Raw genomic sequence first — 13,553 nt, forward strand, 5'->3', positions numbered from 1 at the left:
AAGGCGAAAAGCCAATTCGGCCCGTTCCGGGTGTGTTGAACACAAGTGATGATCGCGCCCCAATCATGGCAATCGAAACGACAGTCCCAACGAACCGCCCCACCACCCTCGCCGCTTGGATCAAGCGCCTGGACGACGTGCTGCTGCCCGTTCCCCAGGCCAACCATGAGCGCGTGTGCAAAGCCATCCGCGACAGTCGCAGTTCATTGCGAGATATTGCCGAGCTGATGCAAAACAGCCCGGCGCTGGTGCTGAGCGTGATGCGCGAGGCCAACAGCCAAGCCCATGGGAGCCTGGCCGAGCCCGCCGAAAACCTCGAAGTAGCGCTTAACCGTCTCGGCCTCAAACGTGCCGAGGAGTTGCTGGCACGCCTACCTTCGGTGCCGGCTGGAGAAATCCCAGCCGCATTGCGCCAACTGCTGCTGGTCAGCCAGCACGCGTCCCAGCAAGCCAACGGCTTGTTCGGCAGTCGCCTGGCGCGGCTATGGCAGGACATCCACTGGGGCAGCCTGCTGTTTCTGTCGCCACTGTGGCCGATGGCCGTCGCCTACCCCAAGCTTTTGGAGGAATGGGAGCTGCGGGTGATTCACAAGGGCCAGTCGGCGCGCCAGGTCGAGCAGGAACTGTTCGGTGTGCGCTTGCTGGACCTGTGCCTGGGCCTGACCGAAGCCTGGCACCTGCCGATCTGGGTTTCGCAGGGCTACAAGCTGCTGCTGGCCGAGCAACGCCTGCTGGTCAAGGCGCTGCACATTGCCCGCGAAGACGACGCCTTGCGCCACCAGCAATTGCTCGACGCCGACCCCAACCTGCGCCGCTGGCTGAACCAGCCAGCCAATACCGTGTTGCTGGCCAACGGCCTGGCGATGTCCGCCCAGGAATCCTGGACCTGCCCGCACACCGAACGCTGGCAATACCTCACCGCGCTATACCTGCAAGTGCCCTTGAGTGATGTGCAACAACAGGCGCACCAGCAGGCAGTCACGAGCGCCCGCACCACCTTGATGCCCGACCTCTGGCACCCGGCGCTGTCGCTGATCTGGCCGTGGCATGTGCAAAAAGTCCATCGCGGCTTGTTGCCCGCGCCGCCGCCCACGGCTGAAGCCCTGGCCGTATGGCGCACTCATTGCACCGAGTTGCTGGTCGAGCCGAGCCGCTTTGCCAACGCCATGCACCTGACCACCTGCGCCAAGCACGCCTTGGTTGCCAGTGGCATGCAGCGGGTGTTGTTGTTCATGGCCGATCGCGCCCTGAGCACCCTGCGCGTGCATCAGGCCGACGGTTTGCCCAGGGACGCCGCGCACCTGAGCCTGGATGTGGTCAACAGCACATTGCTGCAACGCCTTCTGGAAAAGTCCGCTCAGGTGCGTCTGACCCCCGACAACCATGCGCAGTTTTCCGCCCTGCTGCCGCCTATCCTGCGTCGCCTGTTTACGGGCGAGCACTTGCTGCTGCGTTCGCTGAGCTGCAATGGCCGCGTGGTGATGCTGGTAGTGGCGGACCAAGGCGGCGGACCATTCTCGGAAACCACCGTGCAGGCGTTCGGCAAAACCACCCAATGCATCGAAAAAGCCCTGCACAGCTTTACCAACCGCAGCGCCTGATGCTTGCGCTACAATCAGCGGCCTTTATCACCAACATTTGTGCCCAGGAGACCTCACATGCCTGACTTCTCTGGCTTGCCGCTGGTGATCGAATCCAGTGACCTGCTCGCTCAACTGGATGCCGAGCACTTGATTCTGGTGGACCTCACCAGTGCCGCCCGCTACGCCGAAGGGCATATCCCCGGCGCGCATTTTGTTGACCCCAAGCGCACCCAACTGGGCCAGCCACCGGCACCCGGCTTGCTGCCGAGCAAGGCCGACCTGGAAAAACTGTTCGGCGAACTGGGCCACACCCCGGACGCGACCTACGTGGTCTATGACGACGAAGGCGGCGGCTGGGCCGGACGCTTTATCTGGATGCTCGACGTGATCGGTCACCAGAAATATCACTACCTCGACGGCGGCCTGCTGGCATGGCTGGAGGAAAAGTACCCACTCTCCATCGAAGTGCCCGCGCCGGCAGGCGGCCCCGTCAGCCTCACGTTGCACGATGGCCCCACGGCTACCCGTGAGTACCTGCAAAGCCGTCTCGGCGCGGCCGACCTGGGCGTCTGGGATGCCCGCGGCCCGCTGGAATATTCCGGCGAAAAAGTGCTCGCCGCCAAGGGGGGCCATATTCCCGGCGCGGTGAATTTCGAATGGACCGCCGGCATGGACAAGGCGCGCAACCTGCGCATCCGTCGCGACATGCCACAGGTCCTCGAAGAGCTCGGGCTGACCCGCGATAAAGAAATCATTACCCACTGCCAGACTCACCACCGCTCTGGCTTCACCTACCTGGTGGCCAAGGCGCTCGGTTATCCACGAGTCAAAGGCTATGCCGGTTCCTGGGGCGAATGGGGCAACCATCCCGACACCCCCGTTGAGATTTAAGGTTTAAGGACAGTTATGAAAAAGCAGTTGTTTATCCTCAGCCAGTACTTGCTGCCACACCACTTGCTCTCGCGCCTGGCCGGCTGCATTGCCGAGTGCCGCGTGCGCTGGTTCAAGAACGCCTTCACCGCCTGGTTCGCCAAGCGCTATCAAGTGGACATGTCCCAGGCCCTGGTTGAAGACCTGAGCGCCTATGAGCATTTCAACGCGTTCTTCACCCGCGCCTTGAAAGACGGCGCCCGCCCGCTCGACCAGACTCCCGGTGCCGTGCTGAGCCCGGCCGATGGCGCCGTCAGCCAGCTAGGCCCTATCGAACATGGCCGTGTGTTCCAGGCCAAGGGCCACAGCTTCAGCGTGCTGGAATTGCTCGGTGGCGACGCGGCGCTGGCTGCACCGTTCATGGGCGGCGATTTTGCGACTATTTACCTGTCACCCAAAGACTACCACCGGGTGCACATGCCACTGGCCGGCACCTTGCGTGAGATGGTCTATGTGCCAGGTCGGATTTTCTCGGTCAACCAAACCACCGCCGAAAACGTGCCGGAGCTGTTTGCGCGCAACGAGCGGGTTGTATGCCTGTTTGACACCGAGCGCGGCCCGATGGCCGTGGTGTTGGTGGGTGCGATGATCGTCGCGTCGATTGAGACGGTGTGGGCCGGGTTGGTAACGCCGCCCAAGCGCGAGCTGAGAACCTTCCGCTACGACGAAGCCGCACGTGCGCCGATTCATTTGGAAAAAGGTGCGGAGCTGGGCCGTTTCAAGCTGGGGTCGACCGCCATCGTGCTGTTCGGGCCGGATCAGGTGAAGTGGGCTGAAGAACTGGCAGCGGGTACGCCAGTGCAGATGGGCCAGGGTATCGCATTGCCGAAAGCCTGATATTGCTGGTGGCATCCTATGTGGGAGCCGGGCTTGCCCGCGATAGCGGAGTGTCAGTCAACACATCATTGACTGAACTGCCGCTATCGCGGGCAAGCCCGGCTCCCACATTTTTGACTGTATTTCTACAGTGAGATCGGCTTATAACTGACCGTCGCGGTCGCGCAAGCCCAGCAGATACAACACGCCATCGAGCCCCAGCGTTGAAATCGCCTGTTTGGCCGACTGCTTGACCAACGGCTTGGCGCGAAACGCCACACCCAATCCTGCAATCGCCAGCATCGGCAAGTCATTGGCGCCGTCGCCGACCGCAATGGTCTGCTCCAGGCGCAAGCCTTCCTTGTGCGCCAATTCCTTGAGCAGGTCGGCCTTGCGCTGCGCATCGACAATCGGCTCGACCGCCACGCCGGTCACCTTGCCATCCACTACTCCCAGCTCGTTGGCAAATACATAGTCAATGCCCAACTTCGCCTGCAACTGCTTGGCGAAGTAGGTGAAGCCGCCGGACAGAATGGCGGTCTTGTAGCCCAGGCGCTTGAGTTCGGCGAACAGGGTTTCGGCGCCTTCCGTCAGGCGCAGCGATGCGCCGATGGAGTCCAGCACGCTCACGTCCAGGCCCTTGAGCAACGCCAGGCGCTCCTTGAAACTGGCACGGAAATCCAGCTCACCGGCCATCGCCCGCTCGGTAATCTCGCTGACTTGCTCGCCGACTCCCGCTGCCTTGGCCAGTTCGTCGATGACTTCGGCTTCGATCAGGGTGGAGTCCATGTCGAACACCGCCAAACGACGGTTGCGACGGAACAGCGAATCTTCCTGGAAGGCGATATCGACATTCAACTCCTGGGCCACGCTCAGGAATTCGGCCCGCAGCGCTTGCGCGTCAGCCGGTTCACCGCGTACAGAAAACTCGATGCAGCCCTTGCCTTTGTCGGCCGGTGTGTCCAAGGGCATACGACCCGACAGACGGTCGATATGGTCGATATTCAACCCGTAGTGGGCCGTGATCGAGCTGACACGCTGCAATTGTTCAGCCGTTACCTTGCGAGTAAGCAACGTCACGATATGGCGTTTTTTGCCCTGGCCTTCCACCCAGTGCTGGTAATCAGCTTCGGACACGGGGGTGAAACGCACCTGTTGATCCAGCTTATAGGCCGTAAACAGGATGTCCTTGAGTACCGACGAAGCCTGTTCGGTGCTGGGGATCTCCACCAGAATGCCGAACGACAGGGTGTCGTGGATCACCGCCTGACCGATGTCGAGGATGTTCACACCACCCTGGGCCAGGACGCCGGTAATGGCCGCGGTGAGACCCGGTCGGTCTTCACCCGTGATGTTGATCAGGACAATTTCGCGCAAAGCGCACCCCCAGGCTGGAAAAAAACCGCATTCTACCCACTTTCAGTGACCATCGGGCACAGCCAGTGCTTTGCCGGTCATGGGCCTGTCGCTATACTGCGCGTCAACTTCACGGACCAAGAGCCGAGCGCAAGTGAACCGGCCCACGCCAGTAAAAACCGATAACTTCTTCCTGCTGATCTTCCGGGCACTGCGCCACCGCCGTGTACCGATCGCATTACGCATCGCCAGCCATAACGTGATCCTGGTCGCCTTGGCCCTGGTAATCTACGCCTGCGTGATGGGTTTGCAGTTCAAGCAGGCCATGCATGAGCAAGCCGACGCCCTGGGTGCGAGCCTGACGACCCAGACGGCCACCTCGGCGACTGAGTTGCTGGTGTCCAACGACATCCTCAGCCTCAACGTGCTGCTCAACAACCTGACCAAGAACCCGCTGGTAGCTCACGCCGCCATTTATAGCGTGGACAACCGGATCATGGCCGAAGCCGGGCAGCGCCCGAAGAACGGCTTGCTGGGTGAAGCCGAGGGCCTCTACCAGAGCAATATCACCTTTCAGGATGTGAAAGCCGGCCAACTGCGTATCAGCCTCGACATGCAGCAGTTCCAGCAGCCGATGACCATCAGCCTGCAAAGCATGGGTATCTTGAGCGCGATCCTGCTGGCCCTGGCCCTGGCCTTGAGCCTGCGCCTGGGGAGGCATATCTCCACACCGCTGATGCAACTGCGTATCTGGCTGCGGGATATCGACGAACACACCCCGGCCACTGATCGCCAGGATGAAATCGGCGACCTCGCGCGCCAGCTCCATACCAGCTTCGCTCCGGAGCCGAAAGCGCCTGAAGTCGAACCGGAACCCGAATACGACGATACCGACGACTACAGCGATGAGCCTGAGTTTGAAGTACGTGACCTGCGCGACCCAGGCTTTGACGAAAGCGCTCCGGTGGCCGGCCTCAAGCCTGCACCGCGCCATGTGGTCAAGGCCGAGGAAGACGAACTCGACGAGGAAGACCCCTTCGCCGACCTGCGCGATACCTCGGCCGTGGCCCCGGCCGCTGCGACAAAACCCGTTGCGGTGGTCAGGAACACCGAGCCGCAGCACAGTGCAGTACTCGCCGTGCAACTGGGCTCCCAGGAGCAGCTGCGCCGCCTGCCTCGTGCCCGGCTGACCGAACTGCTCGAACGCTACCGCGATTGTCTCGACCAGGCCGCCTCGTTGTACCAGAGCGAGCTGCACACGTTGAACGATGGCAGCACCCTGATGCTGTTCCACAGCGAAGACAGCGGCGAAGACTACCTGACCAATGCAATTTGCTGCGGCGAATTGCTGCGCGCGCTGGGCCATGCCCTGCAGATCGAAGTGGCCGACAGCGGCATTACCCTGCAATTGCAGCTTGGCTTGACCGTGGGTGATGACCTGTTCGGCATGAGCCAGATCGACCTGCTGCTCACTGAAATCGCCCAGGATGCCCTGGCCCTGTCCCAACACAGCCGCAACCTGCTGCTGGTGGAACGCAAGATCAGTGAAGACACGCTGATCCGCCAACGCGCACGTATCCGTCCGATTGCCAGCCCTGAAGGGGCCAGTTGCGTAGAGCGGTTGATGGAGCCGTACCCGTCGATGCTCGAGCGCCAGCTGGCGCGGATGCATGAGACCCGCAAGCCCTGAAATACCTACTGTGGAGTGGGTCCCGCTCCCACAGTTGATCTTCAACATGACTCAAATCCTGCACAAACAAAAAGGCCCGCTTATTCAGCGGGCCTTTTGTTTGGCTGCGATTCAGATCAGAACCTGAACACTTCCAGATCGGTACGAATCGGCGTAGCCATCGGCATCTTCGGCTTTTCCGGGGCTGCCGGTTTGGCCTGGGCTGGGGCCTGTTTACGCGGCTGCACCTCGGCAATCGGCGGCTGGTTCGCCAATGGCTTGAGCGCCACCGACAACTGCTGCGCCAAGTGCTGCAACAGCACACCCTGGGCCTGGACCTGAGAAGCGGTGGTGCCGGTATGTTCTTCCTGCAGGTGCACGATGCGGTTATCCCGTACTTGCCCGCGACGGTCGATCAGGCGCCACTGTGCATCCAGAATCGCCGGTTGCGATTTGCCGGAGTCGAGCCGCGTAATCGTCAGCAGCACCTGCACATCCGGAGTGAATCCCGATGGCCCTGGTGCCAGGACCACACGCTGGCTATCCAACTGCCCTGCAACCTGACGCAACATCAGTTGATTGATATCGGACGACAAGCTGCCCGCCCAACGACCATCAGTGGAACCTTGCAGGCTGCCGTCGTTCTGACGTTGCAGCAGGGTTTCGCGTTGCAGGTAATCGGCAACGACTACCGGACCGAGCAATACCGCCATGCCAGCCGTTTGGGCTGGCTGAGCCGGGCTACCGCTGTCCAACTGGTACAGCGACACCGGTTGGTGCGTGCTGCAACCCGCCAGCCCCAAAAGGCCAGCGAGCATCAAAAATAGAGGAAGGCGTGGAGCAGTCATCATCCCATCCAAGTGGCTGCCACAAGGCGAACCACAATGTAATACTAAAAATAACCTGAACACGCTCGGCCACGCCGGCGCTGGAAAGGCCATATCATCCGTGAATATGCGCCATGACTCCAGCGCGAAAGCATCGATCTACAGGTTAAATCGTAGATCGAGTGCTCTAGGGGGCGTTCTCAATTAGTTTCCCCGCCGCGTTGTCGCCTTAAAGCGGGCCAGGCAAGGCGCAGGCCGCTGGGAATGGTTGTTCCCTTTCCAAGGCCTGCAACGCAGGCTGGCCCGCTTTAAGGCACAACCCGAAGGGCCGGGCCTGCTGTTGTGCAGGGCTGCGTTGCTCGAAGCTTATTTGGAATGACCAAACCACGCTTCTCGCGCCTTGCCCTGCACAACAGCAGACCCGGCGCGACGGGGAAACTAATTGAGAACGCCCCCTAGTACGCCTTAAACCGGCGTTTCTACCAACAAGGCATCCACTCGCTGGAAACCTCTAGGCAGTTTGTTACCGCGTCGACCACGCTCGCCCTTGTAGTGTTCAAGGTCGTCTGGGCGCAATGACAACGTGCGCTTGCCGGCCTGGAGCACCAGGGTAGAGCCTTCCGGGACCACGGCGATGTCTGTCACGTACTCTTCGCGACTGGCCACCCGGTCACCGGGGATCCCGATAATCTTGTTGCCCTTGCCTTTGCCCAACTGCGGCAGATCGCTGATCTTGAACACCAGCAAACGCCCTTCGGTGGTCACCGAAGCCAACCAGTTGCTTTCACGATCATCCACCGGCCTTGGCAGGATCACCTTGGCGTTGTTTGGCAGGCTCAACAGCGCCTTGCCCGCCTTGTTCTTGGCTTGCAGGTCTTCGCCCTTGACCACGAAACCGTAACCGGCGTCGGAGGCGATGACGTACAGCGAATCATCGTCCGGCAGCAGCACGCACTCGAAATTCGCCCCCGGTGGCGGCGTGAGGCGTCCGGTCAACGGCTCGCCCTGCCCCCGTGCGGACGGCAGGGTGTGGGCCGGCACCGAATAACTGCGCCCGGTCGAGTCGATAAACACCGCAAACTGATTGGAGCGCCCGGCGGCGGCGGTCTTGAAGCCATCACCGGCTTTGTACGAAAGGCCGGTGGCGTCAATATCATGCCCTTTGGCTGAACGAACCCAACCCTTTTCCGACAAAACGACGGTAATTTTCTCGTTAGGCAACAACTCGGTTTCTGTCAGAGCCTTGGCTTCAGCACGCTCGACGATCGGCGAACGACGGTCGTCGCCATAGGTTTCGGCGTCTTTGATCAGCTCACTGCGTACCAGCTTCTTGAGCTTGGCTTCGCTGCCCAGCAGCGCTTGCAGCTTGGCTTGTTCCTTGAGCAACGCGTCTTGCTCGTCACGCAGCTTCATTTCTTCCAGGCGTGCCAATTGGCGCAAGCGCGTATCGAGGATGTAGTCAGCCTGGATTTCGCTCAGTTCGAAACGCGCAATCAACTCGGCTTTCGGGTGCTCGGCGGTACGGATGATATGGATCACTTCATCCAGGTTGAGGTAGGCAATCAGCAAGCCGTCCAACAGATGCAGGCGGCGCTCGACCTTGTCGAGGCGAAACTGCAGGCGGCGGCGCACGGTCTGTACGCGAAATTCCAGCCACTCCACCAGCAGGTTGCGCAGGTTTTTCAACTGCGGCTTGCCATCCAGGCCGATGATATTGACGTTGACCCGGTAGCTCGACTCCAAGTCAGTGCTGGCAAACAGATGCTGCATCAGCACTTCATGATCGACCCGGCTGTTGGTCGGGATGATCACGATACGGCACGGGTTCTCGTGGTCGGACTCGTCACGCAGGTCGGCAACCTGTGGCAGTTTCGACGGTTTGGCCTGCATCAACGCGGCAATCTGCTCCAGCACCTTGGCACCGGACACCTGGTGCGGCAGCGCGGTGACAATAATGTCGCCGTCTTCGATATGGTAAACGGCGCGCATACGCACCGAGCCCTTGCCGGTTTCGTACATCTTCAGCAGGTCGGCGCGCGGCGTGATGATTTCCGCTTCGGTCGGGTAATCCGGGCCCTGGATATGTTCACACAACTGCTCGACCGTGGCCTTGGGCTCGTCCAGCAGGCGCACGCAGGCAGTGGCAACTTCGCGCAGGTTATGCGGCGGCACATCAGTGGCCATACCAACGGCGATACCGGTGGTGCCATTGAGCAGGATATTCGGCAAACGTGCTGGCAATACCAGGGGTTCGTCGAGGGTGCCGTCAAAGTTCGGCCCCCAGTTCGCCGTGCCCTGGCCCAGCTCGCTGAGCAGCACTTCGGAATAACGCGACAGCCGCGCTTCGGTGTAACGCATGGCGGCGAAGGACTTGGGATCATCCGGCGCACCCCAGTTGCCCTGCCCGTCCACCAGCGTATAGCGATAGCTGAATGGCTGGGCCATCAGCACCATGGCTTCATAACACGCCGAATCGCCGTGGGGGTGGAACTTACCGAGTACGTCACCGACAGTACGCGCCGACTTCTTGTGCTTGGAATCAGCGTCCAGGCCCAGCTCACTCATGGCGTAGATAATGCGCCGTTGCACGGGCTTGAGGCCGTCGCCGATATGCGGCAGGGCACGGTCCATGATCACGTACATGGAGTAGTTGAGGTAGGCATTTTCGGTGAAGTCAGCCAGCGACCGGCGTTCTACGCCATCTAAGCTGTCTGCGAGGATGTCACTCATGCGGGCCTCATCATTGTTGGGTAACGCGCAGCGGAACTGCCGCTGCGCCGGGTCAATTGAAAAAACGGCTGGCTCATGGCTGGGCGCTCCAGCCACCGGCGGGGGCGGCGAAACGATAGACCACGGGGCGTTTTTCACCATCGGCGCGGGGGCCGAAATTGTTGTCTATACCGATCCATGCACCGTCGGCGTCCAACAGCAGGGCTTCGGCCAGGCCGTAAGGCTGTGGATAACGCCGCTGCGGCGTCAGGGTCTCTTCAGCAAACGACCAACACAGCTCAACCTTGGCCGTGACTGTGTCGCGTCGGCAAATCTGGAACGCATTGCGCTCCAGGGTAAACAGCTTGCCATTGAACAGCGCCAGGTCGGCAAAGTCATTGGACACTGCCTTGGCGTTGGTAAACTGCGCCGGTTGCACTTCCTGCCCGGCCTCGCTCAACAACACGCACCGGCCATCGCAATCCCATACGCTTTGCCCGCGCTTGATCGAGATCAGGCCGCGACGCTCACGCTCGGCGGCCAGCCAGATCTGGTTGCCTTCGGGGTTCACCGCCAGGCCCTCGAACAAGGCATTGAAGTGCAGCAACATGCCACTGGCCCGCGCCTCACGCACCATGCCCGGGGCGATTTTCAACCACTCGGGCGCGCCCGTCGCAGGTACCTGCAGCACTGCAGCATGGGCTTCGCTGACAATGTAGCGGTTACCTGCGGCATCACAGCTGATGCCCTCGAAATCCAGGTCACCACCGCGAATGAACGACGCGGCCTTGGTGCGTGAACGCAGCCCCCAGGGCAAACCCGACTCGGGCACGGGCGGCACGTCAATCTTCAGAGCTTCGGCGTTCCAGGTCGGTGCGCGGGTATCCAGGCGGTAGATCTGATCATCATCGCGGTCGGAAACCGTCCACAGTTCTGCGCCACACAACGCCAGGCCCGACAGGTTACCGCCGCGCATGCCGTCCACCGGGTGCTCGGATACCAGCTGCAACTCTGCCACGCCGGCGGCAACCACGTGGGGAGTTGCCAGTGCGCTCAACATCAGCATCGCCAGGGCGAAGCCTGTACGCATCAGCCCAGAACCTCGGCCAGGTTGCCCTTGGATTCCAGCCAGGCTTTGCGATCCGGCGCACGCTTCTTCGCCAGCAGCATGTCCATCATTTCCGAGGTGCCGGCGAAGTCTTCCAGGGTCAGTTGCACCAGGCGCCGGGTATTGGGGTCCATGGTGGTTTCGCGCAACTGCGGTGGGTTCATTTCACCCAGGCCCTTGAATCGCGTGACCTGTGGCTTGCCGCGTTTTTTCTCGGCCACCAGGCGATCGAGGATGCCATCGCGCTCGGCTTCGTCCAGGGCGTAGAAAATCTCCTTGCCTAAATCGATGCGGTACAGCGGCGGCATGGCGACGTAGACGTGACCGGCATCCACCAATGGGCGGAAATGCTGCACGAACAACGCGCACAACAACGTAGCAATGTGCAGGCCGTCGGAGTCGGCGTCGGCGAGGATGCAGATCTTGCCGTAGCGCAGCTGGCTCATGTCCGCCGCGCCAGGGTCGACACCGATAGCGACAGCGATATTGTGCACTTCCTGGCTGGCGAGCACTTCACTGCCGTCGACTTCCCAGGTGTTGAGGATCTTGCCGCGCAACGGCAGGATCGCCTGGAACTCTTTGTCCCGCGCTTGTTTGGCGGAACCGCCGGCAGAGTCACCTTCCACCAGGAACAGCTCGGAACGCATCGGGTCCTGCCCGGCGCAGTCGGCCAGTTTGCCGGGCAATGCCGGGCCCTGGGTGATGCGCTTGCGCTCGACTTTCTTGCTGGCCTTCAGGCGACGACCGGCGTTGTTGATCGCCAGCTCCGCCAGGGCCAGGCCCAGTTCCGGGTGCTCGTTGAGCCAGAGGCTGAAGGCATCCTTGACCACACCGGAGACAAATGCCGCCGCCTCACGGGACGACAGGCGCTCTTTGGTCTGGCCGGAGAATTGCGGCTCCTGCATCTTCATCGACAGCACGAACGCGATGCGCTCCCACACGTCTTCCGGCGCCAGCTTCACGCCGCGCGGCAACAGGCTGCGGTATTCGCAGAATTCGCGCATGGCGTCCAGCAAGCCTTGGCGCAAACCATTGACGTGGGTGCCGCCCTGGGCGGTGGGGATCAGGTTGACGTAGCTTTCCTGCACACTGTCGCCACCTTCGGGCAACCACAGCAGGGCCCAGTCGACGGCTTCCTTATTACCCGCCAGGCTGCCGCAGAACGGCTCGTTGGGCAGGCGTTCGAAGTCGCTGACAGAGTCTTCGAGATACGAGCGCAGGCCATCTTCGTAATGCCATTCGACCTTCTCGCCGGTGCCTTTGTCTTCAAAGCTGACCAGCAGGCCGGGGCACAATACGGCCTTGGCCTTGAGCACATGCTTGAGGCGGCTGATGGAGAATTTCGGCGAATCGAAGTATTTCGGGTCCGGGGCGAAGTACACGCTGGTGCCGGTGTTGCGCTTGCCAACGGTGCCAACCACTTCCAGGTCGGTGGCTTTATAGCCATCGGCGAAGGTCATCTGGTACTCGTTGCCGTCGCGCTTGACCTTGACCCGCACTTGCGTCGACAGGGCGTTGACCACCGAAATACCCACGCCGTGCAAACCACCGGAGAACTGGTAGTTCTTGTTGGAGAACTTGCCGCCGGCGTGCAGCTTGGTGAGGATCAGCTCGACGCCCGACACGCCCTCTTCCGGGTGAATGTCCACCGGCATGCCGCGACCATCGTCGGACACTTCAAGGGAGTGATCGGCATGGAGGATGACTTGTACCGACTTCGCGTGCCCGGCCAAGGCTTCGTCGACGCTGTTGTCGATGACTTCCTGGGCAAGGTGGTTCGGCCGGCTGGTGTCGGTGTACATGCCGGGGCGTTTGCGCACCGGGTCGAGGCCCGAGAGGACTTCGATGGCGTCGGCGTTATAAGAGCTAGCGCTGGGAGTGGCCATGGGGTCTCGTCGTGAGTCGTTCGATTAAAAAGTGACCTGCGATTTTTTACAGTGACGAAAAATCGAAGGATTGATACTGATCTGCGCCAATGCCGGCAAAACTCAACAAGGCCGGCAGTTGCTCGGCGAACCCTTGGTAACCATGGTCGCCACCGGCCTGGATGCGCAAGGCACAGGCTCGGTAATACGCTTGGGCGAGGCGATAATCCAGGGTTTCGTCCCCGGTCTGCAACCACACCTGATACCGCCCTGCATCCTGCGGCGCCGGTACTTCCAGCTCGGCCAGCGCTGCGACGTGATCATGGGTCAACTCCCAGGTCTCATCGGTGTAGAGGTTCTTCTGGGTGCCCAGGTAACCGTCGAACATCCGATGGGGGCTGACCGCCGGGTTGACCAGCAGCGCCTTCAGGCCATGGCGTTCGGCAAGATGGGTTGCATAGTAGCCGCCGAGTGAGCTGCCGACCAGCAGCGGCCGCCCCAGTTGGTCAATGGCCTGCTCCAATTGCAGAATCGCCTGACGCGGGTGGTGATGCAGGGCCGGCACACGCAAACGGTCGGACAGGCCAAGCTTGCCCATTACGGTGATCAACTGGCTGGCCTTGTTGGAGGCTGGCGCACTGTTGAAGCCGTGGATATACAGGATCGAAGCGGACATGCCGGGCTCTCCGT

General features: G+C 61.3%; 10 protein-coding genes. 4 read left to right on the forward strand and 6 right to left on the reverse strand.

The annotated features are described in order from the left end of the window. The first annotated feature begins 65 nt into the window (after window positions 1-65). The 3 genes from E4P01_RS22910 to asd are packed head-to-tail and all read left to right on the forward strand — an operon-like array spanning window position 66 to window position 3,350. The gene (locus tag E4P01_RS22910) at window positions 66-1,601 is read left to right on the forward strand and encodes an HDOD domain-containing protein (RefSeq protein WP_216090657.1); all 1,536 of its coding nucleotides are present in this window, start codon (window positions 66-68) and stop codon (window positions 1,599-1,601) included. A 57-nt stretch (window positions 1,602-1,658) separates the two neighbouring features. Beyond that, a complete protein-coding gene (rhdA, locus tag E4P01_RS22915) occupies window positions 1,659-2,474 on the forward strand; it encodes a thiosulfate sulfurtransferase (protein WP_032878220.1) in 816 nt (271 codons plus the stop codon). 15 nt (window positions 2,475-2,489) lie between these two features. Further along, window positions 2,490-3,350 (forward strand): archaetidylserine decarboxylase, encoded by an 861-nt coding sequence (gene asd / locus E4P01_RS22920; protein WP_216090656.1) that lies wholly within the window; start codon window positions 2,490-2,492, stop codon window positions 3,348-3,350. A 141-nt stretch (window positions 3,351-3,491) separates the two neighbouring features. Here asd and serB read toward each other — a convergent pair whose 3' ends face one another. Further along, the gene (gene serB, locus E4P01_RS22925; protein ID WP_216090655.1) at window positions 3,492-4,706 is read right to left on the reverse strand and encodes a phosphoserine phosphatase SerB; all 1,215 of its coding nucleotides are present in this window, start codon (window positions 4,704-4,706) and stop codon (window positions 3,492-3,494) included. A gap of 133 nt (window positions 4,707-4,839) precedes the next feature. Here serB and E4P01_RS22930 point away from each other — a divergent pair, with 133 nt between their 5' ends. Next, window positions 4,840-6,375: a HAMP domain-containing protein gene (locus E4P01_RS22930; RefSeq protein WP_032878227.1), complete on the forward strand. Its 1,536-nt coding sequence runs from the start codon at window positions 4,840-4,842 to the stop codon at window positions 6,373-6,375. A 116-nt stretch (window positions 6,376-6,491) separates the two neighbouring features. Here the strand turns inward: E4P01_RS22930 and E4P01_RS22935 are convergent, their stop codons facing one another. From E4P01_RS22935 to E4P01_RS22955, 5 genes are all read right to left on the reverse strand, one after another. Beyond that, window positions 6,492-7,205, reverse strand: a complete 714-nt coding sequence (locus E4P01_RS22935) for an ABC-type transport auxiliary lipoprotein family protein (RefSeq protein WP_005784196.1) — start codon at window positions 7,203-7,205, stop codon at window positions 6,492-6,494. Window positions 7,206-7,646: 441 nt separating this feature from the next. Next, window positions 7,647-9,911: a DNA topoisomerase IV subunit A gene (gene parC, locus E4P01_RS22940; RefSeq protein WP_032878231.1), complete on the reverse strand. Its 2,265-nt coding sequence runs from the start codon at window positions 9,909-9,911 to the stop codon at window positions 7,647-7,649. Between the two features lie 73 nt (window positions 9,912-9,984). Next, window positions 9,985-10,980, reverse strand: a complete 996-nt coding sequence (locus E4P01_RS22945) for an esterase-like activity of phytase family protein (RefSeq protein ID WP_216090654.1) — start codon at window positions 10,978-10,980, stop codon at window positions 9,985-9,987. Further along, entirely contained in the window at window positions 10,980-12,884 is a 1,905-nt protein-coding gene (gene parE / locus E4P01_RS22950) for a DNA topoisomerase IV subunit B (protein WP_005784190.1), read from the reverse strand. Before parE ends, E4P01_RS22945 begins: the two co-directional genes overlap by 1 nt. 46 nt (window positions 12,885-12,930) lie before the next feature. Continuing rightward, on the reverse strand, window positions 12,931-13,539 hold the full coding sequence (locus tag E4P01_RS22955; protein ID WP_078820136.1) for a YqiA/YcfP family alpha/beta fold hydrolase: 609 nt from the start codon (window positions 13,537-13,539) through the stop codon (window positions 12,931-12,933). Between the last annotated feature and the right edge of the window lie 14 nt (window positions 13,540-13,553).

Source organism: Pseudomonas sp. NCIMB 10586, assembly GCF_023127895.1.
Lineage (GTDB): Bacteria > Pseudomonadota > Gammaproteobacteria > Pseudomonadales > Pseudomonadaceae > Aquipseudomonas > Aquipseudomonas synxantha_A.

Excerpts from the sequence above, each read along its gene's own strand:
- parE (WP_005784190.1), bottom strand. The coding sequence starts at position 12,884 with ATGGCCACTCCCAGCGCTAGCTCTTATAACGCCGACGCCATCGAAGTC.
- rhdA (WP_032878220.1), top strand. The coding sequence starts at position 1,659 with ATGCCTGACTTCTCTGGCTTGCCGCTGGTGATCGAATCCAGTGACCTG.
- E4P01_RS22935 (WP_005784196.1), bottom strand. The coding sequence starts at position 7,205 with ATGATGACTGCTCCACGCCTTCCTCTATTTTTGATGCTCGCTGGCCTT.
- E4P01_RS22910 (WP_216090657.1), top strand. The coding sequence starts at position 66 with ATGGCAATCGAAACGACAGTCCCAACGAACCGCCCCACCACCCTCGCC.
- asd (WP_216090656.1), top strand. The coding sequence starts at position 2,490 with ATGAAAAAGCAGTTGTTTATCCTCAGCCAGTACTTGCTGCCACACCAC.
- parC (WP_032878231.1), bottom strand. The coding sequence starts at position 9,911 with ATGAGTGACATCCTCGCAGACAGCTTAGATGGCGTAGAACGCCGGTCG.
- E4P01_RS22955 (WP_078820136.1), bottom strand. The coding sequence starts at position 13,539 with ATGTCCGCTTCGATCCTGTATATCCACGGCTTCAACAGTGCGCCAGCC.
- E4P01_RS22945 (WP_216090654.1), bottom strand. The coding sequence starts at position 10,980 with ATGCGTACAGGCTTCGCCCTGGCGATGCTGATGTTGAGCGCACTGGCA.